Genomic DNA, 20,644 nt, shown 5'->3' with positions numbered 1-20,644 from the left:
GGACACGGAAAGGCCACCGTCGACGGTTCGTCGACGGCGGCCTTCGTATTCGATTGCGGCTCAGACCATGTCGCGGCGACGGATCAGCCACACCGTGCCCGCCGCGAAGAGTGCGACGTAACCGGCGAGGACGATCAGTGACTCACCGCGGGTGAGGATATCCAGCACACCCGGGGTGGCCGGACCACTCACCGTGCGCATGGAACCCGCGAGGGATCCGGCGGCCGTGCCCGGGAGGTGATCGGTGATCGCCTTGATCGGCGAGAAGATTCCGGCCACCCCGCGCAGCAGGTTCTCCACCACCAGCACCCACACCAGGCCGAGACCGACGGCGAGCGCCGGACCGCGAGCGATCGCGCCGAGCAGCCCGCCCAGCAGCGTCCACATGCCCAGAATCACTGTGCCCGAGACGATTCCGATCAATGATCGGCTCACCGAGGGCAGCGCCAGCGACTGCCCCTGGGTCGAGGCGATCAGCGCCGCCACTCCGGTGTCGACCACAAAGGCGACCAGCACCAGCGAGACCACGGTCAGCGCCAGGCTCAGCACCACCGCGCCGATCGCCGAGACCCGCGAAGGGCCCTGTGTCAGAACGGTTTTCCAGCTGCCCCAGCCGTACCCGCTGCCCACCGCGAGCGCACCGAGCACCAGCATGAGCGCCCCACCGAACATGGCCATGCCCTGGGTGAAGACCTCGGGGACCGCGGAGGGCAGCATCTGCTGCATGAGCGCGTCACGCGGCAGGCCATTGGACATTCGGGAGCTGCTGCCGGTCGAATAGGCCAGGTAGTTGAACAGGTAGGCGAACGTGAGATTCAACAGGATCCACGTCCCGAGCACGATCCAGAACGCGGGCCATTTGCGCAGGCGCAGCAGTTCGGCCCGGGTGCTGTACAGCAGGTCTGTCATTTCGCTTGCTCCGTCATCTCGAAAAAGACTTCTTCCAGGGACTTTTCATCGCTGCGCAGTTCCAGCAGGTCGGCTCCGGATTCGATCACCGCGCGCGCCACCGCAGGCGCCTTTGCCACACCGGCATCGACTCTGATGCCCGTGGCGGTCAGCAGCGCGGACCGATCACCGACCGCCCGGCGCACCGCCGGGAAGGCCAGTTCGAGGGGTTCGGCGCGCACCAGAAGCGATGCCGCGCCGCGCAATTCACGCACCGTGGACTCGGTGAGGAGCGTCCCGCCCGAAATCACGCCGACGCGATCACAGATCTCCTGCACTTCACTGAGCAGGTGACTGGACAGCACGACGGTGTGCCCGTCGGCGGCGAGTCCGGTGATGAGCTCCCGCATCTCGGCCATTCCGGCCGGATCGAGACCATTGGTGGGTTCATCGAGAATCAGCAGGTCGGGGTGACCGAGCAGGGCCGCGGCGACACCGAGGCGCTGCTTCATGCCGAGGGAGTAGGTGCGGAACTTGTCATTGCCGCGGGCGGTCAGGACCACTCGGTCGAGGACCTGCTCGACCTCGTCATTGCCGACGCCGCGGTAGCGGGCCAGGACCCGCAGATTGTCGCGGCCGGAGAGGTAGGGGTAGAAACCCGGGCCCTCGATGAGAACACCGATGCGGCGCAAGGCCTTCGGATCACCGGGGTGCATCCCGAGCACGGTCGCGGTGCCGTCGGAGGGGCGGATGAGACCGACCAGCATGCGGAGGGTCGTGGTCTTCCCGGCCCCATTCGGGCCGAGGAAGCCGTAGATCTCGCCGCGGTGGACGCTCATGCTCACGGCGTCCACTGCGGTGTGGGAGCCGTAGCGTTTCGTCAACCGGTCGGTGGTGACGACCGCGGCGGTCGCGTCAAGCCCGGAGGCGGCAGCCTGCGTAACCACGGAGGGCTCGCGATCGTCGCCATCAAATGCTGCTTCGTTCATGTATTCAAGAATCCGCTTCAACCTGCGGGGAAACATCCGCCGCACAGCGCGATCCGACATACGTATCTGGACGTATTTAGGGGCGACACGGTGCCGCTCGACCGCGTACGGCGCTACCGTGCAGCTATGGAGACGAGTCCGGCACGGCGGTGGGATGTGCTGCTCGCAGTGGTGGTGGCCGCGATCCAGCTCGGCATGGGGACCCTGGCCAACCAGCACCAGACCACGGTGCGCGGCCTCGACCTGCTCGGATACCTGCTACTCGCGGCGGGGCCGGTGGCCTTGCTGGTCCGGCGGCGGTACCCGCACGCGGTGTTCTACGTGACGCTGGCCGCCGCGGCCGCCTACCTGCTCATCGGATACGGCTACGGGCCGATCTTCGTCTCGCTCATCTTCGGTTTCATCGGTTCGGCGATCCACGGATCCCGTTGGTACAGCTATCCTTTCGTGGCCGCGGGCTATCTGCTCATGGTTTGGCCGGTACCGGGCTGGCGCGGCTACGACCACAGCGCCTGGCAGGAATTCGGGCTGCTGGCCTGGCTCATCGTGCTGTGCGCCGGAGCCGAGGGCATCCGGCAGCGGCGCGCGGCCATTCTGGCGCGGCGGCAGAAGGAGGAGGCGGCCCGGCGCAATGCGGAGACCGAACGGGAACGGGAGGAGGCCGAACGGGCCCGTGAACTCGCCGAACGGGAGCAGCGGGCCAGCGAGGAGCGGCTCGCCATCGCCCGCGAGCTGCACGATGTGCTCGCACACAGCCTGTCGCTGATCAATGTGCAGTCCTCGGTGGCCCTGGAACTCATCGACCGCAAGCCCGAACAGGCGGCGACCGCACTGGCGGCCATCAAATCCGCCAGCAAGGACGCCCTCGGCGAGGTGCACGCACTGCTGCGGTCCATTCGCGCCGGGTCGTCGACCGTGGCCGCACCCACCGCGCCGACCATCGGCATCAGCGATCTCGAGGGCCTCACCGCACCCGCCCGCGCGGCCGGGCTGGTCGTGCACACCACGGTGACCGGCGCGCGGCAGCGACTGCCCGCGGTCGTGGACGTGGCGGCGGCCCGCATCGTGCAGGAATCGCTCACCAATGTGGTGCGGCACGCGCCCGGCGCGAGTGTGCTTGTCACCCTGCATTATTCGGCGGACCGGCTGCAGCTCACCATCGACAACACCCGGCCCGTGCGCACCCCCGCGGCCTCGTCGACCGGCGGCCACGGCATTACCGGTATGACCGAGCGAGCCAATGCCCTCGGCGGGCATCTGTCCGCGGAACCCAAGCCCGACGGCGGATTCCGCGTCGCCGCCCGGCTACCCACCCACCTGGCGCGGCCGGAACCGGCTGCGTAGGTTCGAGATTCGACGACCGGAACCATCGAGAATACGGAGGAGGTCTCGTGACCATTCGGGTAGTGATCGCCGACGATCAGGCGCTGGTGCGGGCGGGGTTCGTGGCCTTGCTGGACGCGCAGGACGATATCGACGTGGTCGGCGAGGCTGACAATGGCGAGGAAGCCGTACGCAAGGCCCGCGAGCTCACCCCCGACGTGGTGCTCATGGATATCCGCATGCCCGTCCTCGACGGTCTCGCCGCCACCCGTGCGATCGCCGCCGATGCGGCCCTGTCCGCCGTGAAGGTGGTCGTGCTGACCACCTTCGAACTCGACGAATACGTCTTCGAGGCAATGCGTTCCGGCGCCACCGGCTTCCTCGTCAAACACACCGAACCCGCCGACCTGGTCAAGGCGGTCCGGGTGGTGGCGGGCGGTGACGCCCTGCTCTCCCCCAGCGTCACCAAGCGCCTGGTGGCCGAATTCGCCACCCACGCCAAACCCGCCGCCCCCGACGCCACGTTCACCGAGCTCACCGACCGCGAACGCGAGGTGATGACCCTCGTCGCCGAGGGCCTCACCAATGCCGAAATCGCCGAACGCCTCTTCATGAGCCCGGCCACCGCGCGCACCCACGTCAGCCGGATCCTGCTCAAGCTCGACGCCCGGGACCGCACCCAACTCGTGGTCATGGCCTACGAATCCGGTCTGGTCCGGCCCGGCTGGCAGTAAGGGATCAGCTCCCCGGGTTGGACTTGCGGCGCTCCTCGTCGGTGAAACCGTCCACGAAGACCGAACCGGGGGCGGGCGGCGGAGCTTGCAGGCGACGCGAATACGCGGAGGCCGCCTCGAAAGCGCCCGAGACACCTGCGGAATCGGTGGAGTAGGTCATGGATTGGCGTGGGGAGAAACCCATTTCGGTGCCGATGGCCACCGCATCCATGTTCGCGCCCAGGAACAGGAAGTTCCATTTATAGGCGTCCTGCTGCTGGGTGATCAGTGACTTCACCGCGTCGTGCGACCACTCCCGGCTGGAGTTCTCATGACCGTCGGTGAGCACCACGACGATCACGGTGCCGGGGCGCGCATGCTCGGGGCGGCCCGCCAGTTCGGTGCCGACATCGGTGATCAGGCGACCGACCGCGTCGTACAGGGCGGTCATGCCGCGCGGGTGCAGGACCAGCGGCGGCACCGAATCCAGCGGACGGTTCGCGTACAGCAGCTCGTATTCGGTATCGAACTGCGCCAGCGTCACCTCGATCCGCTTGGGCACGTCCCGCTGCTGGTCGAGATAGGCGGCCAGACCGCCCTCGGTATCGGACTTGATCGACTGCATGGAACCCGATCGGTCCAGCAGTATCGCTATGAGTGTGAGATCTGGATTCGTCATGGAAACCCCCGCATCGATTCTTTCGAACCTCATTAACCGTACCCCCGTAAATAGTCATTTTCCTGCGTTCGAGCCCGCCACCAGACCTTCCCGAATCGCGAGCTCGACAGGTGAGTACGCACCGTCCGCGCGCTCCAGCGCGAAGGGCTCGCGCGGTAGGAGCGGGGGCTGGGCGAGGAAGCGGGGGGTGCGGCCGTGATGGGGCTGGGCGGCGTGCACCAGGAAGGGATGGCAGAGGTAGACGTCCCCGGCCCGGCCGGTGGCCAGGGCCTGCGGAAGATCCTCGGTGGATCCGAAGAAGCCGATCAGCTCGGCCAGTTCGGCACCCGAATCCCCCAGGGGCTCCAGCACTTTCGGCAGGCGCAGATGCGAGCCCACCCGAATTCGGGTCGGGGCGTCCTCGGGCCCGATATCCGAGAAGAGGAACAGCATCAGCAGGGCGCGGCCCTTGGAGGACACATTCACCCGCCAGCGGAAGTAGTCGTCGGGGTACTCGCCCTCGAAACTCGCGTCGATATGCCAGCCGTCGTCGCCCGGAGAGGCAGGGCTGGGGAAACGAATCGGGAAGGTTCCCAAACTGTTCCGGGGCAACCAGCGACCGGGACCGACCAGCTGGTCGTAAGCCTCCAGGAGGGCGGGAGCGTTCACCGCCCGATCGAAAGGTTCCGCTGCACTACCGGGGTATCGGATCACCGGCTGCGTCCACGTCGACGGATCGTCCGGATCGCAGTCGATCTCGCGCCACAGGATTTCGCGACCGGCCTCGGCCACCTCGCGCGGGAACGCCCCCTCGACCCTCACGAATCCATCGGTGATGAACGAGTCGATCTGCGCATCGGTGAGCATGCGGTCCTTCCGTCGTCGGCGTCACCGAGAATGGTCGAAACCCACCCCCGCGCGCCACCGATTTTCCGGGCAGGCTGGGCGCGGGCAATCGGGCTACGCTGCGCGAATGTCTCTGAATCCGGTCATGCTCGGGGTGCGATTCCTGCTCGAGCTCACCGCAATCGCCTCCTTCGGAATCCTCGGCTGGCGCGCGGTCGACGCGCCGTGGCGATTCCTCTTGGTCCTCATCCTGCCCATAGCCGTTGCCGCACTGTGGGGGACGTTCGCGGTACCGAATGATCCGAGTCGGAATGGGGAGGCGACCGTGGCGGTCGCGGGCGCGGTGCGATTGCTGCTGGAGATCGGGGTGCTCGGTGGCGGTGTGGCGGCCCTGTATTTCGCCGGATGGCATCGGGCAGCACTCATTTCGGGCATCGTCCTGGTGGTGTATCAGGCCCTGGCCTACGACCGGATCGGCTGGCTGCTGAAGCGCTGAGCCGGAATGCGCTGAGCCGGAATGCCGAAAGCCCCTCTCACGCAATGGTGAGAGGGGCTTTCGTTGTCCTGCTGAGCTTTTACTCGCCCGAGGCCGCGGCAGGCGCGTCACCCGCGAGGGCGACGACCGGCTTCTCCTCTTCGGAGTCCTTCTTGGTCAGCTTGGTCCTGGACGTGAAGGTGAACTTCGCCTTGTCGCCCTGGCCTTCGCCGTCCCAGCCCTCGACGTCCACCGTGACGGTCTGACCGGCACCGAGCTCGCCGAAGAGGATCTTCTCCGACAGCTGGTCCTCGATCTCGCGCTGGATGGTGCGACGCAGTGGGCGGGCACCGAGCACCGGATCGAAGCCGCGCTTGGCGAGAAGGCTCTTGGCCTGCTCGGACATTTCGATTTCCATGTCCTTGTTCTTCAGCTGCTTGGCGACGCGGTTGATCATCAGGTCCACCATCTGGATGATCTGGTCCTGAGTCAGCTGGTGGAAGACGATGACGTCGTCGATGCGGTTGAGGAACTCGGGGCGGAAGTGCTTCTTCAGCTCGTCGTTGACCTTGAGCTTCATCCGCTCGTAGTTCGAGCCCTCGGCATTGCTCTGGGCGAAGCCGAGGCCGACCGCCTTGGAGATGTCCGAGGTGCCGAGGTTCGAGGTGAAGATCAGCACGGTGTTCTTGAAGTCGACCGTGCGACCCTGACCGTCGGTGAGACGGCCATCCTCGAGGACCTGCAACAGGGTGTTGTAGATCTCCTGGTGGGCCTTCTCGATCTCGTCGAACAGCACCACCGAGAACGGCTTGCGGCGCACCTTCTCGGTGAGCTGGCCGCCCTCTTCGTAGCCGACGTAGCCCGGAGGGGCACCGAAGAGCCGCGAGGCGGTGAAGCGGTCGTGGAACTCGCCCATATCGATCTGGATGAGCGCGTCGTCGTCGCCGAACAGGAAGTTCGCCAGCGCCTTCGAGAGCTCGGTCTTACCGACACCGGACGGACCGGCGAAGATGAACGAGCCCGACGGACGCTTCGGATCCTTCAGGCCGGCACGGGTACGGCGGATCGCCTTGGAGACGGCCTTGACGGCATCCTCCTGGCCGATGATCCGCTTGTGGATCTCGTCCTCCATACGGAGCAGACGGGTGGTCTCCTCCTCGGTGAGCTTGAAGACGGGGATGCCGGTCCAGTTGGCCAGCACCTCCGCGATCTGCTCATCGTCGACCTCGGCCACGACATCCAGATCGCCCGAACGCCACTGCTTTTCACGCTCGCCGCGCTTGGCGACCAGCTGCTTCTCCTTGTCCCGGAGACGCGCGGCCTTCTCGAAGTCCTGCGCGTCGATCGCGCTTTCCTTCTCGCGACGGGCATCGGCGATCTTGTCGTCGAATTCGCGCAGGTCCGGCGGTGCGGTCATCCGGCGGATGCGCATGCGCGCACCGGCCTCGTCGATGAGGTCGATCGCCTTGTCCGGCAGGAACCGGTCATTGATGTAGCGGTCGGCCAGCGTCGCCGCGGCCACCAGCGCCGAATCGGTGATCGAGACGCGGTGATGCGCCTCGTACCGGTCGCGCAGGCCCTTGAGGATATTGATGGTGTGCTCGACGGTCGGCTCGCCGACCTGCACCGGCTGGAAGCGGCGTTCCAGAGCGGCATCCTTCTCGATGTACTTGCGGTACTCGTCGAGGGTGGTCGCACCGATGGTCTGGAGTTCACCGCGGGCCAGCTTGGGCTTGAGGATGGAGGCCGCGTCGATAGCGCCCTCGGCCGCGCCCGCACCCACCAGGGTGTGCAGCTCGTCGATGAACAGGATGATGTCGCCGCGGGTATTGATCTCCTTGAGCACCTTCTTCAGGCGCTCTTCGAAATCACCGCGGTAACGGCTGCCCGCGACCAGGGAACCCAGGTCGAGGGTGTAGAGCTGCTTGTCCTTCAGCGTCTCCGGCACTTCGCCATTGACGATGGCCTGGGCGAGACCCTCCACGACGGCGGTCTTACCGACGCCGGGCTCACCGATCAGGACCGGGTTGTTCTTGGTGCGGCGAGACAGCACCTGCATGACCCGCTCGATTTCCTTCGAGCGGCCGATGACCGGGTCCAGCTTGCCCTCGAGGGCGGCCTGGGTCAGGTTGCGGCCGAACTGGTCCAGCACCAGCGAAGTGGACGGAGTACCCGCCTCACCGCGGGTGCCGGATTCGACCGGCTCCTTGCCCTGGTAACCCGACAGCAGCTGGATGACCTGCTGACGCACGCGGTTGAGGTCGGCGCCGAGCTTGACCAGCACCTGGGCCGCGACGCCCTCACCCTCACGAATCAGACCGAGCAGAATGTGCTCGGTGCCGATGTAGTTGTGGCCGAGCTGCAGCGCCTCGCGCAGCGACAGCTCCAAGACCTTCTTCGCACGCGGGGTGAAGGGAATGTGACCGGACGGAGCCTGCTGGCCCTGCCCGATGATCTCCTCGACCTGCGAACGCACACCCTCCAGCGAAATCCCCAGGGACTCAAGCGACTTCGCCGCGACGCCCTCGCCCTCATGGATCAGACCCAGCAGGATGTGCTCGGTTCCGATGTAGTTGTGGTTGAGCATCCTGGCCTCTTCTTGGGCCAGGACAACGACCCGCCGCGCACGGTCGGTGAACCTCTCGAACATCGCTCCCTCACTTCCTGCTCCGCCATCAAAGGCATCCGGCGCTTCAGACCCTGTGCTGCCCTTCTGGTCGCCAGCCTGCCATGAAGCCCTGGGGTTGCATCCCCCGCCTCCACTCTAGTTGGCGGGGGTGTCGCACGTCGCCCGTCCACCCTATTGCGAACCGGCGACAACACGACTCATTCCCTCATAACGGGGGCATAGCCGGGAACGTTTCCACTTTGGCTACGCCCACAGCGAACACGCGCGTTATGCCCCGGTGAAGGGCGGGATGAACCCGCACGGCACCGCGCGCTGATGCTCCGGATCGAGCGCGTTCAGCGCGACGGTCGCGGCCCGCGAACTACCGGCGATGGCCATATGGTCGGAGAAATCGGTCGGGCAATCGGCCTGCATCAGCACATTGACCGCGTTCGGGGCGGGCACCAGCGCGACCGACGGCCACACGCCCTCGTCGTAGTTCGACGCCAGATTGGTGTAGCTGACGGTGGGGTCGTACACGCCGTCGGCATTCAGGGCGTTGATGAACTCGGAGCCACCGAGCATCTGCGGGCAGGCTTGGCAGATCACCCCCATGGTGACCAGGCTGTCCGCCGTATTCGGCGTGATGCCGAGCTGACCGGCGAACGCGCGGATGGTGTTCATGCTGTCGCCGAACAAGCCCAGCCACGGCGGTGCGATGGCCACGAACTTATCCACCTTGCCCGAGCCGCCGAGCCGCTTGATGTAGTAGTTGCCGACCGTATTGCCCTGCGAGTGCGCGATGAAATCGACCTTCGCCGCACCCGTCGCGGCCAGCACCCGATCCACGAAAGCGCCCAGCTGCGCGGCACTTGCGGGAATCGGCTTCATGCCGCCCAGGGCCGAGAGCGGCCACGGCAGGTCCAGGCTGCCGTAGGTGAGGGCGTAGACGCAGTAGCCCTCATTGGCCAGCAGCGGCGCGTACGCGCCCCAGTTGGTCTGTGCACCCCCGGCGGTGCCGTGGATCAGTACCACGGGATCAGGGTGCGCCGCAGTGGGTTTGCAGGACCAGTCATTGGCTCCGGGCAGGGAGCCGCCCGGATTGGTGAGCTCGTAGGGGATACCGGCGAAGAAGTTGTAGGTCACCGGATAGTCGGCCCGGGCGGTGCCGGTCATGCCGATCGACAGCACGGCCAGGACGGCCAGAACGAGCAGTGATCCGGGCGATCGGCGCAGCAGCACACGACGCATGGTCCCTCCCAAAGTAGAACGCGTTTCGACAACGTAATCCGAAAACAAGCGCGGAAGATGGCATACCGGCGAGTAGGTTCCTGCAACCTGTTCTCGTGGCCGAAACACGCCATCACGCACAGAAAAAAGACGGAGGCCGGAACCCGCAGGCGGCTTGCGTTGCCGCGCCGCGGGTTCCGGCCTCCGCCGGACTCACCAGGGAGAACTACTGCAGTCCGGGAGCGAAACGCTGCTGCGGGGCGTAGGACACCGGCGCCGCGTAGGCGATCGGGGCCGAGAAGCCCTGCGGGGCCGGGCGACCGGGCTGGCCGAAATGCGTCGGCTGCGCGCCGGTGACCATGCCGCCCGCCGGACCCGCCGGCAGCGCCGCGGCGTTCGCCTTGGCATGCTGCACGCCGGCCTGGAACAGTGCGCCGGTCAGGACCAGGAAGGCCAGGGTGTGCAGGACGGCGCGGACGATATTCCAAGCCACCCAAGTGTTTTCGAACTGCGAGCGGACCGCGGCCGGATCGGCGATCTGACTCACGTCACCGGCATTCGCGATCTGGTTGTTGAGCGGGACGTTCAAGCCCGACGTCACCGCGAAGGCGATCACATTGAGCACCGTCGCCACCGCGATCCAGATCAGGACGGTGCGGTAGTCCTTGCCCAGGTGCAGCGCCGCCGCCAGCACCGAGAACCCGACCGTGCCCACGAAGCCGATCATGAACCACGGGTTGATGATGACCACATTGATGCGCTGCATCACGTCGATGAAGGTCTTGTCGTCGGTCTGGTTCAGGGCCGGCATCACCGAGGTGGCGTATGCGTAGAACACTCCGGCGATGAGACCGGAAGCCAGCGTCGCGGCCACCAGAGCCGCCATGCGAAGTGCGAACATCGTTCTCTCCTGACTGGATGTGCCACCCGCGTAATCCCCGGGTGATCAACGACTTCCAGTCAACCGTCCACGGGCGCGAGCATCCATCGCTCAGAAGCTCACACACATCACCCGCCGTCTCACCGGCGCCGAGGATCTCTTCCCACTTGTGAGCCCGAGTCCAATACGGTTGGTCGACGAGCCGGGTCAGAGGTCGCGTTCGGAGATGACGCCGCTCTGCATGGCCAGATTGGCCAGCCGGACCCGCTTCTGGTTCTGCGGCAGGTCCTCGACACCGAACTTCGCGAAGAGGGCGCGCAGATGCGTCTTGATGGCATCCACGCTCAGGAACAGCTCCGCGGCGATCTGCTGATTCGAGGCGGGCGAGGCGAAGCCGTCATTGCCGCGCAGCGGGCGGCACAGCGCGATCAGGACCGAGCGCTGAGTCTCGGTGAGCGAGCGCAGCGTAGGCAGGCCACCGGAGGCGGTCTGCGTGACTTCGCCCGCGGCACCGCTGAAATCGTGGAAGGTGACCCGCGAGGTGCCCATCCGGATGACATCACCGGGCTGCAGCCGATGCCGACCGACCAGGCGATCCCCATTGACGAAAGTGCCGTTGCGGGAAAGGCCGTCGTCGACGATGGTCCAGTGCGCGCCCAGGTACTCGGCGGTCGCGTGCAGACGGGATACCTCGACATCCCAGAACAGGGACAGATCGGCTTGCGGGGACCGGCCGATGGTGATGCGGGGCAGGTCAGGGGTGAGCATCAGCTCGTGCTGACGTCCCTCTTGATCCTTGACCCGGAGGAATGAGCCGTGGAATGCGGTCACTGCGCCGATACCTCTTCTCTACACCCAGCCAGTGACATGGTTCGCACAGATTCAATGGTGCCTGGCCACTGGGGCGCGAGCAAGATCGCATCTTACAGATGGGTATCGGTCACCCATATGAGTTATACGCAAAGCGTATGAATAAACCACTGCCGCCCGGGTTCGCACGAAACCCCGAGCGGCAGTCGCAAACGGCAACTAGTTCTTAGCAGCAGCCTTGTTGTAAGCCTCGGTGATGTCCGCGGAGATACGTCCGCGCGCCGACACCTTGTGCCCATTTCGGCGTGCCCATTCACGAATGGCCGCGCTCTGCTCGCGATCGATCGGAACCCGGTTCTTCGGGCCCGCGGTCGCCGTGGCGGCGACCTTGGTCCGACGGCGTCCGCTCACCCGGCGAGCGGAGGCGACCCAAGTCTCCAAACCGTCCCGAAGCTTGGCCGCATTTGCCGTCGACAGGTCGATCTCGTACGAGACGCCATCGATAGCGAACTCGATGGTCTCGTCCGCGATGGACTCACCGTCGACATCGTCGATCAAGCTAACGGTGACCTTCTTTGCCATGAGATGAACGTCCTCTCGAAATCGTGCGACCTACATAGTCAGGCCGATTACCCGACGCCAGAATACCGCTAATTCCGATAGTCCCAGAACGGGCACCGGAAATGCAATCCGGAGAACTCTATCGAGCAGCCGGACGCACAATTGGAAAGAGTATCGTTTCCCGGATTCCCAAGCCAGTCAGGGCCATCAGCAACCGGTCGATTCCCATACCCGTTCCGGTCGTAGGCGGCATACCGTGCTCCATCGCGGCGAGAAAGTCCTCGTCAAGACGCATCGCCTCGTCATCACCGGCCGCGGCCAAACGCGCTTGATCCACGAACCGTTCCCGCTGGATCACCGGATCCACGAGTTCCGAATAGCCCGTGGCCAGTTCGAAGCCGCGCACGTACAGGTCCCACTTCTCGGTAACCCCGGGCTTGCTCCGATGCTGACGCGTCAGCGGGGAGGTCTCCACCGGGAAGTCGCGCACAAAAGTCGGCGCGTACAGCTTGTCACCGTAGACGTGCTCCCAGAGTTCCTCGACCAGTTTGCCGTGGCCATAGCCCTTGTCCTGCGGAATTTCCAGACCCACGCGTTCAGCGAGTGCCAGCAATTCCTCGACCGAAGTTTCCGGCGTGACCTCCACACCGATGTGCTCGGACAGCGATGGGTACATCTCGACGGATGTCCACTCACCGGACAGATCGTATTCGGTGCCATCGGCAAGGGTGACCACGAGCGTGCCGTAGACCTCCTGCGCGACTTCCTGGATCAATTCCCGCATCATCTTCGCGGAATCGTCGTAGGTGCCGTACGCCTCGTAGGTTTCCAGCATTGCGAACTCGGGCGAATGCGTGGAGTCCGCGCCCTCGTTGCGGAAGTTCCGGTTGATCTCGAAGACCTTCTCGATACCACCGACCACGCAACGCTTCAGGAACAGCTCCGGCGCGATGCGCAGGAACAGCTCCAGATCGAGCGCATTGGAGTGCGTCACGAACGGGCGCGCGGCCGCGCCACCGTGGATGGTTTGCAGCATCGGGGTCTCGACCTCGAGGAAACCCCTGCGCTCCAACGCATTCCGCAGCGCGCGCACGGCGGCCACGCGGGTACGGGCGTTCTCGCGCGCCTCGGGGCGGATGATCAGGTCCACGTACCGCTGACGGACGCGGGACTCCTCGTTCATCTCCTTGTGCGCCACCGGCAGGGGGCGCAGCGACTTCGCCGCCATCTCCCATGCGTCGGCCATCACACTCAATTCGCCCGTCCGCGAGGAGATCACCTCACCGTGCACGAAAACGAAGTCGCCGAGGTCCACATCGGACTTCCAGGCGGCCAGGGAATCGGCGCCCACACCGTTCAGGCTGATCATCGCCTGCAACTTGGTGCCGTCGCCCTCCTGGAGGGTGGCGAAACACAGCTTGCCGGAATTACGCACGAAAATGACCCGGCCCGTGACACCGGCCTGCTGGCCGGTCTGGGAATCGGGCTCCAGATCCGGGAAGGCGGCCCGAATTTCGGCGAGGGTATGGGTTCGCGGCACCACGACCGGATAGGCCTCGCGGCCCGACTCCAGCAACCGCTCGCGCTTCTCCCGGCGAATCCGCATCTGCTCGGGGACATCGTGCTCGACAGCGGAGGCCGCGGCACGCGTTTGCCCTGCGGAAACCGTAGCGCCGGCGGGAGAAGAGGGGTTGTTGGTGCTCACGGGGCTCTAGCCTATCTTGCGGCGGAAATCGATTTATCCGCCGCCCGGCAAACGAGAGCTATAGCCAAGCGAGGGTGGCGACCTCACGCTCGAAGTGCGCGGCGGTGGCCGCGACCGTGAGCAGACCGGCCGCTTTCAAAGCCTGATATCCACCCTCCAGATCGGTGGCGCGACGCAGGCCCAACTGCTGCAGCGAGGCCGCCGCGAGGCTCGAGGTGTAACCCTCGGAGCAGACCACGATCCATTCCACGTCGTGATCCGTGGCCAGCGCCAGGCGCGCCGAACTGGTCGGGTCCAAACGCCATTCCAGGACATTTCGCTCGATCACCAGCGCACCCGGCAGGGTGCCCTCGCGCATCCGCTGCGCCTGCGGGCGAATATCCACCAGAATGGCGCCGCGCGCGATCGCCTGCGGCAATTCGATCGGCAGGTACCGTCGCAGCCGTTCCCGCGCCTGGGCCAGCATGCCGTCGATGGTCATGTAGGTCATTCGAGTTCGCCTTCGGGCTGGTCGGTGAGGACGGAACGAGTGCGCCGCAGGGTGCCGTGACCGGTGACCTCGTAATAGGACATGGCCGTCAACGGCGGCGAATAGGCATGCACGCTCAAAGTGGGATCCAGCGGGCCGGAAACACCGGCTTCGGCCTCCGGGGCACGCACCACGTCATGCACCCAGCCGAGCGGAAAAGACGCCTGATCACCCGCGGAAAGGGTGCGGCGGCGCAGTTCCGTGCCGTTCCAGCGGAATTCCGAAAGCGCACCCGAAAGCACGGTCAGCGCGCCCAGCGAACCGGCGTGATCATGCAGTTCGGTGGATTGATCCGCGACCCAGCTGATCAGCCACAGATCCACCTCGTCATCGGAGAGAAGCCGTGCGGCCCAACGCTTTTCGGTCGGCCACAGGCCACTGGAGGGGAGCAGGTGATCATAACGGCCCGTCAGCACGTCTTCTGCGCCCTCATCGGTCAAACGCAGCAGATCAGCGGGCCGGAGCCGAGTGGGAAGGGCGGAAGCCGTCGCCCGCTCGGTTACTTCCGGCAAAAGGCGCGAAGCGGCCGGAGTGCGGGTCGGAGCACCGACAGGTAGGGAAAGTAAAGAGGACCGCATGAGCGAAACTCCAAGAAGTGTGTTTGTGGTCGAGGGCGTTATGAGGCCTCGACAAACAGCCGAGGCAAATTAGCCTCGACAACACTCCTGGGTGGTCACGCGGATAGACACGGGAGCGAGTCTAACAGCGGGTCCAGCATGAGCAAATACCCGACCACGTCACATTCCGACCGATCAGCTTGTTTTCGGCTTTCAGGGCCGCCGACGCTGCTGATTCCGCTCATAGACCAGGCGCAGACCGTCCAAGGTCAGGTGTGGCTCATGATGCTCGATGGTCTCCGACTCCGGCACGATCAGCGGGGCCGTGGCACCGGTCGCCACGATGGCCACATCGTCACCCGAGAAGGCGTCGAATTCGTCGCGAATCCGATCGATCAGGCCGTCCACCATCCCGGCGAAACCGAACACCGCACCCGACTGCATGCACTCCATGCTGTTCTTGCCCACCACCGACCGCGGGCGAGCCAGCTCGGCGCGACGCAGCGCACTGCGCTCCACCAGCGCCTCGGTGGAGATCTCCACACCCGGGGCGATGATGCCGCCCACGAACTCCCCCTTGGCCGACACCAGATCCACACAGATCGCGGTGCCGAAATCCACCACGATCGACGGCTTCTGATAGCGGTGATAGGCCGCCAGGCAATTCACGATGCGGTCCGCGCCCACCTCCTTGGGATTGTCCACCAGCAGCGGAATACCGGTGCGCACACCGGGTTCCACCACCACGTGCGGCACATGGCCCCAATAGCGGGTCAGCATCTCGCGGAGTTCGCGCAGGACCGGCGGCACCGTGGACAGCGCCGAAACGCCCACCACCTGTTCGGCCTCCGCGCCGATCAGGCCGCGCACCTGCATGGCGAACTCGTCCGCGGTGAGCAGCGGATTGGTGTGGGTCCGCCACTGGCGCACCAGCTTCGCGTGCTCACCGCTACCGGAGAACAGGCCCAGCTCGATACTGGTATTGCGGACATCGATGGTCAGCAGCATGGCTGTGTACTTCTTTCGCCTGATCGGAGCCCTACGTGGTTACGCTTCGCTGCCGCCTCCGGGCCTGACCGATCAGGCGAGGCCCGCTCCTGTCTGCTCTAGTGGGCGAAGGTCAGCGAACGCGGCGAGATGAGGTCCGAACCCTCCGGCGCATGCGCCGGATCCGAACCCAGCTCCACCTGACGGTTGCGATCGTCCACGAAGACCACGCGCGGGGCGTACTCCTTCAGCTCGGCCTCATCCATCATGGCGTAGGCGATCAGGATGACCAGATCGCCCGGGTTCACCAGATGCGCTGCCGCGCCATTGATTCCGATCACGCCGGAACCACGCTCACCGGCGATGACGTAGGTCTCCAGGCGAGCGCCATTGGTGATGTCCACAATGCAGACCTGCTCACCTTCCAGCAGATCGGCGGCGTCCAGGAGATCCTGGTCGACGGTCACCGAACCCACATAGTGCAGATCGGCGTGAGTCACCGTGGCACGGTGGATCTTCGACTTCATCATGGTGCGCAACATCGTCGTCGCCTTCCTAGAAAGTTGCCTTGGTCGGCCGGTCGGGAGAAGTGGGGTGGCCGTCGATCGGGACGCCGATATTGACGGGCATATTGTCGATGAGGCGGGTGCTGCCCACGCGGGCCGCGACCAGCAGGCGGGCATTGCCGCTCGCCTGCACCTCACCCAGATCGGAGCCGCGCAGCTCCAGATAGTCGAGTTCGATATCGGGCGCGGTATCCAGCACCGCGCGCGCCGCGTTCAGCACCGCGTCCGGGCCGAGACCCGAGGAATGGCGACCGGTGATCAGCGCCGCCGACAGCGTGACGGCCAGCTCGCGCTGCGCCGGGTCCAGGAAACGGTTCCGGGAGGACAGGGCCAGGCCGTCCTGCTCGCGCACGGTCGGCACCGCGACGACCTTCAGATCGAAGTTCAGGTCCCGCACCATCTGGCGGATCAGCGTCAGCTGCTGGTAGTCCTTCTCACCGAAGAACGCCTCGTGCGGGCGGCAGATCTGGAACAGCTTCGCCACCACGGTCAGCACACCCGCGAAATGGCCGGGCCGCGTGGCGCCTTCGAGCACATCGCCGATCGGGCCGGGATGCACCGTGGTGCGCGGGCCCTCCGGGTACATATCGTTCGCGCTGGGTGCGAACACCAGCTCCACGCCCTCGCCGCGCAGCAGCTCCACATCGGCGTCCAGGGTGCGGGGGTACTTGTCCAGATCCTCGCCCGCGCCGAACTGCAACGGGTTCACGAAGATCGACACCATGACGACCTGATTGGTGCGCTTGGCCTGGCGCACCAGCTCCAGGTGACCCTCGTGCAACGCGCCCATGGTCGGCACCAGCGCGACCTTGCGGCCAACCGACCGCAAAGCATGAGCAACCTTCTGCACGGTCGCCGGATCGTGCAGCACCGTCAGTTCTCCGCGGCGATAGGTGCCACGCAGTTTCGGGTCCATCAGCGTCCTTCCAGCAGATCGATCAACGCGGGATTGCTACGGGCACGCTCGGCCGAACGCAATGACTGTGCGCGATAACCGGCGGCCAGCTTGGGGTCCAGGGCTTCCAGCGCATCCAGGTGCGCGGCCACCGCGGCCACATCACCGCGCGCCACCGGACCGGTCAATGCGGCCGGGCCGCGGCGCAGCGCATTGTCCAGGGCCGCCGACGCGAGCGGGGCCAGCATGCGCTCGGCCAGGCCATTGGGCTGATCGTCGACCACCTGCTGACCGAGCAGGCCCGGACCGGACAAGGCGGCCCGCAAGGCCTCCACCGCATCCACGATCAAGGTCACCAGGTGATTGCTGCCGTGCGCGAGCGCCGCGTGATAGAGCGTGCGGTTCTCCTCGGTCACCCGGACCGGCTCGCCGCCCATCTCGATGACGAGGGACTGCGCGATGGCGTAACCGATGTCATCGGCGGCGGTGATGCCGAAGCAGGCATTGCCCAGGCGGACCAGGTCCTCGTCATGCCCGGTGAACGTCATGGCCGGGTGAATGGCCAGTGGCAGCGCGCCCGATTCGGTCAGCGGCGCGAGAATGCCGACGCCGTTCGCACCCGAGGTGTGCACCACGATGGTGCCCGGGCGCACCGCGCCCGCGGCCGCCAAACCCGAAACCAGACCGGCCAATTCGCTGTCCGGCACCGCGAGAATCAGCAGCTCACTGCGGGCCGCCACCTCCTCCGCGGGCAGCACCCGGGAATCCGGCAGACGTGTTTCGGCCCGCCGCAACGACGCATCCGAAATCGCGGAGACACTGAAAACAACATGACCGGCACGCTCCAGTGCCGCACCCAAAGCGGATCCGACGCGTCCCGCCGAGACGATTCCCACCGTCAACCGTGCAGGCGCAGGATCGGTCCCGCAGACATCCTTGTCCGAGGTCACCCTTGTCCTCTCGAAAGTCGTTCCAGTCCCGCCATGCGGGTACCGGACGTTCGACCCGAGAATAATGCCGCCGATAAGGCAGAGCCATCAACTGTGGGATAAACAACTCTGGCTGTCCCGCCGCTGTCCCGCCTCCCCGCAAACTCAGCGCCCGGCTCGAGAGCCGTGTCCGATCGTGCACGCGTGGTGCGGCTGGGTGCCGCCATCGATTTTGGGCGTACCCCAGGAGTTACCCGGATCTCACGAAATCAGTTGTCACCCGCCCATGTAGTCGGCTGGGCCCTTCGCGGCCTCTTGTCAGTGCTCGCTTTCGGATTTCAGGTTGGCCATGATCTCGGCGACCGAGAGGCGGGGGGCATTGCCCGCGTCCTCGTCGGAGCGACGGCGGCGGCGGGCGCTGGCGGTGCCCATGGGGGCATTGCCGTTGGACTTGCTCACGTTGCCGGTGGCCTTGTCCGCGCTGCCCTTGGCCTCGCCGAGGTTGGTGAGGGTGGAGGCGGCGGGTGCGGGGACGTTTCCGGCTGCGGCCAGGTCGGTTTCGAACCACGGGACCTGTTCGAGCTTTTCGCGGTCGATACCGATCGGCTCGGTGCGTTTGGTGTCGGTGGTCTTGGCGGCGGGAGCCGCGGCGGACGGAGTCGGCTTGGGGGCTTCGGACTTCGGGTTGCGGCCTTGCGCCTTGAGGGCTTCGGCGCGTTCGTAGTCCAGGCGCATGGTCTCGGTGACCACGGAAGTCTCGGCGGTGACCGGATCGTCGAAGGGGGTGGCGAAGGCCGGGGGTTCGGGGTGATCGGGTTCGAAGACGGGGGTGATGCGGCTGCGGGCATCGGGCTCGTCGTCGAGGGCGTCGGGGGTGGACCACGGGTCCCAGGGTTCGGCGTCGTCCCAGTTACTGTTCGCCGGTTCTGGATTGGATGCGGGGGCACGACTCGGGAGTTCCTGGACTCGAACGGCATCGGCACGCAGGGCCGGACGCTCGAAGGGCAGGTCGCCGTCGAAAAGCCGCTGGAGGCTCTCGCGGAGAACGGTGAGTTCGGTGCGCAGGGCGGCCATCTCCTCGGCGTCGGCGCCGACCTCGCTGCGGACCCGGGCTTCGACCCCGAGTTCATATTCGCGGCGGGCAGCAACCTCGCGTTCCAACTGGAGGTGGTAGACCTTCTGAAGGTCCCCCACTTTCGCCTTGTCCACGGCCGCCTCCCTGCGGAAACGTGTCGCCGCGAGGGCTCCGATGGCGGCCGCCCAGAGCGCCGCGACCAGGCCTACCCGGATCATGTGCACGTTGTCGCTGAAGACCAGGAAAATGCTGGCTACCAGACCGAGAAGAAGTAGAACGCCGGTGAAGAATCGTCCCGCGTCGCCCCGCTGTCGACGGGAAGCACTGCTACGGGAGGGTGAAACCATGTCAGCCAGCGTAGCTTGATCTTCCGAGTACGGCTCCTACCTCGGCAATGATCAAACCCAATCTGTTAGCTATGAGGTAGCTGCTTCATCGGGAGGGTCGATCGGGGCCCGGCAGCAATACTCCAGCCACAATGCCGCCGCCACCAAGGCCACCCCCGCCACCAGCCCGACCACCGCGCCCGGCGTATCCGAGGACGCCGCACGCAATCCCGACCCCTGCGTCTGCAGCCAGATCAAGAACCCCAGCCAGATGCCGCCGACGAGCGATCCCACCTGAGCCGACGCCTTGGCCAGGGCCACCGCCCGCGCCGCCGTGATCGGATGCAACTGCCCCGAGGTGTCCCCGATCCCCTGGTTCTCCACCCGCTGCCGAATCACGAAGGCCAGCACCGCCTCCAGGGCCGCCACCGGAAACAGCGACGCCCCGGAGAACACCGAGATGGGCGGAAAACTCGAGTACGCGAGATTGGTCGCCACCCACGCGACGACCGCGGCCAGCAGCACATTGGCGCACAGATCGAGAATGCGAGTCGGCTTCACGACACCGACCATCCCAGCGACAGCTCGGTGCGGCGCACACCGTCCACATCGGTGGTGTCCAAGGCGGACAACCACTCCCGCAGGGTGCGCTGGGCACCGGCCGCCTCCAGCACCGCGCCCGGCTCCACCTCCAGCCAGGGCACCAGCACGAAGGCGCGATTGTGCGCTTGCGGATGCGGCAGGGTCAGCGTCGGATCGGCGCTCCGCACCACCACCTGGGCGTCACGCCGCCGCTGCGCCGCCCACACCACATCCACATCGAGAGTGCGTGCGCCCCAGCGCACCTCGCGCACCCGCTCGGCCGCCTGCTCCAGCTCCTGGCCGAGCCGTAGCCAATCGGAGGGTTCCAGCTCGGGATCCTCGGCGACCAGAACGGCATTCAGGTAATCCTGCTGCGGCACCCCGCCCCAGGGCGGGGTCGAGTACACCGAGGACACGGCCAGCAGGCGCGGACCCAGCGCATCCACCACACTGCGCAGGTGCGCGAGCCGATCGCCGAGATTGGATCCGATCGACAGGACTACCCGGCTCAC

22 protein-coding genes are annotated in these 20,644 nt (G+C 66.0%); 3 read left to right on the top strand and 19 right to left on the bottom strand.

The features are described from left to right. Positions 1–60: 60 nt before the first annotated feature. Positions 61–909, bottom strand: coding sequence for an ABC transporter permease (locus tag AB0N05_RS29060; protein WP_364699562.1), 849 nt, complete (start codon positions 907–909; stop codon positions 61–63). Beyond that, positions 906–1,877: an ABC transporter ATP-binding protein gene (locus AB0N05_RS29055; RefSeq protein ID WP_364699560.1), complete on the bottom strand. Its 972-nt coding sequence runs from the start codon at positions 1,875–1,877 to the stop codon at positions 906–908. The genes AB0N05_RS29060 and AB0N05_RS29055 overlap by 4 nt, the downstream gene beginning before the upstream one ends. Before the next feature lie 126 nt (positions 1,878–2,003). Here AB0N05_RS29055 and AB0N05_RS29050 point away from each other — a divergent pair, with 126 nt between their 5' ends. Further along, entirely contained in the window at positions 2,004–3,221 is a 1,218-nt protein-coding gene (locus AB0N05_RS29050; protein WP_364699557.1) for a sensor histidine kinase, read from the top strand. A gap of 47 nt (positions 3,222–3,268) precedes the next feature. Next, entirely contained in the window at positions 3,269–3,934 is a 666-nt protein-coding gene (locus AB0N05_RS29045; protein WP_364699555.1) for a response regulator transcription factor, read from the top strand. A gap of 4 nt (positions 3,935–3,938) precedes the next feature. Here AB0N05_RS29045 and AB0N05_RS29040 read toward each other — a convergent pair whose 3' ends face one another. Beyond that, positions 3,939–4,592 (bottom strand): vWA domain-containing protein, encoded by a 654-nt coding sequence (locus AB0N05_RS29040; RefSeq protein WP_364699552.1) that lies wholly within the window; start codon positions 4,590–4,592, stop codon positions 3,939–3,941. A gap of 54 nt (positions 4,593–4,646) precedes the next feature. Continuing rightward, positions 4,647–5,438: a phytanoyl-CoA dioxygenase gene (locus tag AB0N05_RS29035; RefSeq protein WP_364699550.1), complete on the bottom strand. Its 792-nt coding sequence runs from the start codon at positions 5,436–5,438 to the stop codon at positions 4,647–4,649. Positions 5,439–5,544: 106 nt separating this feature from the next. Between AB0N05_RS29035 and AB0N05_RS29030 the strand changes: the two genes are divergently transcribed. Continuing rightward, positions 5,545–5,913, top strand: coding sequence for a YrdB family protein (locus AB0N05_RS29030; protein ID WP_364699548.1), 369 nt, complete (start codon positions 5,545–5,547; stop codon positions 5,911–5,913). Positions 5,914–5,992: 79 nt separating this feature from the next. Here AB0N05_RS29030 and AB0N05_RS29025 read toward each other — a convergent pair whose 3' ends face one another. The 15 genes from AB0N05_RS29025 to folK form a co-directional block, all read right to left on the bottom strand. Next, the gene (locus AB0N05_RS29025; protein WP_364699546.1) at positions 5,993–8,542 is read right to left on the bottom strand and encodes an ATP-dependent Clp protease ATP-binding subunit; all 2,550 of its coding nucleotides are present in this window, start codon (positions 8,540–8,542) and stop codon (positions 5,993–5,995) included. A gap of 246 nt (positions 8,543–8,788) precedes the next feature. Further along, positions 8,789–9,751 (bottom strand): alpha/beta fold hydrolase, encoded by a 963-nt coding sequence (locus AB0N05_RS29020; protein ID WP_364699542.1) that lies wholly within the window; start codon positions 9,749–9,751, stop codon positions 8,789–8,791. Positions 9,752–9,956: 205 nt separating this feature from the next. Continuing rightward, positions 9,957–10,631 carry an anthrone oxygenase family protein gene (locus tag AB0N05_RS29015; protein WP_364699539.1) on the bottom strand — a complete coding sequence of 225 codons (675 nt, stop codon included), beginning with the start codon at positions 10,629–10,631 and terminating at the stop codon, positions 9,957–9,959. 186 nt (positions 10,632–10,817) lie between these two features. Beyond that, entirely contained in the window at positions 10,818–11,378 is a 561-nt protein-coding gene (locus tag AB0N05_RS29010) for an FHA domain-containing protein (protein WP_364700104.1), read from the bottom strand. A gap of 261 nt (positions 11,379–11,639) precedes the next feature. Further along, complete coding sequence (locus AB0N05_RS29005; RefSeq protein WP_364699537.1) at positions 11,640–12,002, bottom strand: Lsr2 family protein; 363 nt, start codon at positions 12,000–12,002, stop codon at positions 11,640–11,642. Between the two features lie 118 nt (positions 12,003–12,120). Further along, on the bottom strand, positions 12,121–13,587 hold the full coding sequence (gene lysS, locus AB0N05_RS29000) for a lysine--tRNA ligase (RefSeq protein ID WP_364700102.1): 1,467 nt from the start codon (positions 13,585–13,587) through the stop codon (positions 12,121–12,123). A gap of 157 nt (positions 13,588–13,744) precedes the next feature. Next, positions 13,745–14,167 (bottom strand): rhodanese-like domain-containing protein, encoded by a 423-nt coding sequence (locus AB0N05_RS28995; RefSeq protein WP_364700100.1) that lies wholly within the window; start codon positions 14,165–14,167, stop codon positions 13,745–13,747. A gap of 5 nt (positions 14,168–14,172) precedes the next feature. Further along, positions 14,173–14,793, bottom strand: coding sequence for a cysteine dioxygenase (locus AB0N05_RS28990; RefSeq protein WP_364699534.1), 621 nt, complete (start codon positions 14,791–14,793; stop codon positions 14,173–14,175). A gap of 192 nt (positions 14,794–14,985) precedes the next feature. After that, positions 14,986–15,780 (bottom strand): type III pantothenate kinase, encoded by a 795-nt coding sequence (locus AB0N05_RS28985; protein WP_364699532.1) that lies wholly within the window; start codon positions 15,778–15,780, stop codon positions 14,986–14,988. Between the two features lie 98 nt (positions 15,781–15,878). After that, complete coding sequence (panD, locus tag AB0N05_RS28980; protein ID WP_364699530.1) at positions 15,879–16,301, bottom strand: aspartate 1-decarboxylase; 423 nt, start codon at positions 16,299–16,301, stop codon at positions 15,879–15,881. A 13-nt stretch (positions 16,302–16,314) separates the two neighbouring features. After that, a complete protein-coding gene (gene panC / locus AB0N05_RS28975) occupies positions 16,315–17,241 on the bottom strand; it encodes a pantoate--beta-alanine ligase (RefSeq protein WP_364699528.1) in 927 nt (308 codons plus the stop codon). After that, the gene (locus tag AB0N05_RS28970) at positions 17,241–18,170 is read right to left on the bottom strand and encodes a DUF2520 domain-containing protein (RefSeq protein ID WP_364699526.1); all 930 of its coding nucleotides are present in this window, start codon (positions 18,168–18,170) and stop codon (positions 17,241–17,243) included. The genes panC and AB0N05_RS28970 overlap by 1 nt, the downstream gene beginning before the upstream one ends. Positions 18,171–18,467: 297 nt before the next feature. Continuing rightward, on the bottom strand, positions 18,468–19,571 hold the full coding sequence (locus AB0N05_RS28965; protein WP_364699523.1) for a DUF6779 domain-containing protein: 1,104 nt from the start codon (positions 19,569–19,571) through the stop codon (positions 18,468–18,470). A gap of 69 nt (positions 19,572–19,640) precedes the next feature. Next, entirely contained in the window at positions 19,641–20,111 is a 471-nt protein-coding gene (locus tag AB0N05_RS28960; RefSeq protein ID WP_364699521.1) for a DUF3180 domain-containing protein, read from the bottom strand. Then, positions 20,108–20,644: a 2-amino-4-hydroxy-6-hydroxymethyldihydropteridine diphosphokinase gene (gene folK, locus AB0N05_RS28955; protein ID WP_364699518.1), complete on the bottom strand. Its 537-nt coding sequence runs from the start codon at positions 20,642–20,644 to the stop codon at positions 20,108–20,110. Before folK ends, AB0N05_RS28960 begins: the two co-directional genes overlap by 4 nt.

It is taken from the genome of Nocardia sp. NPDC051030 (assembly GCF_040683015.1).
Taxonomy (GTDB): domain Bacteria; phylum Actinomycetota; class Actinomycetes; order Mycobacteriales; family Mycobacteriaceae; genus Nocardia.
Note: the sequence above shows the minus strand (reverse complement) of the source record. Positions and strands in the feature narration are given on the sequence as shown.

Excerpts from the sequence above, each read along its gene's own strand:
- AB0N05_RS29015 (WP_364699539.1), bottom strand. The coding sequence starts at position 10,631 with ATGTTCGCACTTCGCATGGCGGCTCTGGTGGCCGCGACGCTGGCTTCC.
- AB0N05_RS29030 (WP_364699548.1), top strand. The coding sequence starts at position 5,545 with ATGTCTCTGAATCCGGTCATGCTCGGGGTGCGATTCCTGCTCGAGCTC.
- panD (WP_364699530.1), bottom strand. The coding sequence starts at position 16,301 with ATGTTGCGCACCATGATGAAGTCGAAGATCCACCGTGCCACGGTGACT.
- AB0N05_RS28990 (WP_364699534.1), bottom strand. The coding sequence starts at position 14,793 with ATGCGGTCCTCTTTACTTTCCCTACCTGTCGGTGCTCCGACCCGCACT.
- AB0N05_RS28965 (WP_364699523.1), bottom strand. The coding sequence starts at position 19,571 with ATGGTTTCACCCTCCCGTAGCAGTGCTTCCCGTCGACAGCGGGGCGAC.
- panC (WP_364699528.1), bottom strand. The coding sequence starts at position 17,241 with ATGGACCCGAAACTGCGTGGCACCTATCGCCGCGGAGAACTGACGGTG.
- AB0N05_RS29060 (WP_364699562.1), bottom strand. The coding sequence starts at position 909 with ATGACAGACCTGCTGTACAGCACCCGGGCCGAACTGCTGCGCCTGCGC.
- AB0N05_RS29025 (WP_364699546.1), bottom strand. The coding sequence starts at position 8,542 with ATGTTCGAGAGGTTCACCGACCGTGCGCGGCGGGTCGTTGTCCTGGCC.
- AB0N05_RS29010 (WP_364700104.1), bottom strand. The coding sequence starts at position 11,378 with ATGCTCACCCCTGACCTGCCCCGCATCACCATCGGCCGGTCCCCGCAA.
- AB0N05_RS29040 (WP_364699552.1), bottom strand. The coding sequence starts at position 4,592 with ATGACGAATCCAGATCTCACACTCATAGCGATACTGCTGGACCGATCG.
- AB0N05_RS29050 (WP_364699557.1), top strand. The coding sequence starts at position 2,004 with ATGGAGACGAGTCCGGCACGGCGGTGGGATGTGCTGCTCGCAGTGGTG.
- AB0N05_RS28985 (WP_364699532.1), bottom strand. The coding sequence starts at position 15,780 with ATGCTGCTGACCATCGATGTCCGCAATACCAGTATCGAGCTGGGCCTG.
- AB0N05_RS29035 (WP_364699550.1), bottom strand. The coding sequence starts at position 5,438 with ATGCTCACCGATGCGCAGATCGACTCGTTCATCACCGATGGATTCGTG.
- AB0N05_RS29020 (WP_364699542.1), bottom strand. The coding sequence starts at position 9,751 with ATGCGTCGTGTGCTGCTGCGCCGATCGCCCGGATCACTGCTCGTTCTG.
- AB0N05_RS28995 (WP_364700100.1), bottom strand. The coding sequence starts at position 14,167 with ATGACCATCGACGGCATGCTGGCCCAGGCGCGGGAACGGCTGCGACGG.
- AB0N05_RS29055 (WP_364699560.1), bottom strand. The coding sequence starts at position 1,877 with ATGAACGAAGCAGCATTTGATGGCGACGATCGCGAGCCCTCCGTGGTT.
- AB0N05_RS29005 (WP_364699537.1), bottom strand. The coding sequence starts at position 12,002 with ATGGCAAAGAAGGTCACCGTTAGCTTGATCGACGATGTCGACGGTGAG.
- lysS (WP_364700102.1), bottom strand. The coding sequence starts at position 13,587 with ATGCGGATTCGCCGGGAGAAGCGCGAGCGGTTGCTGGAGTCGGGCCGC.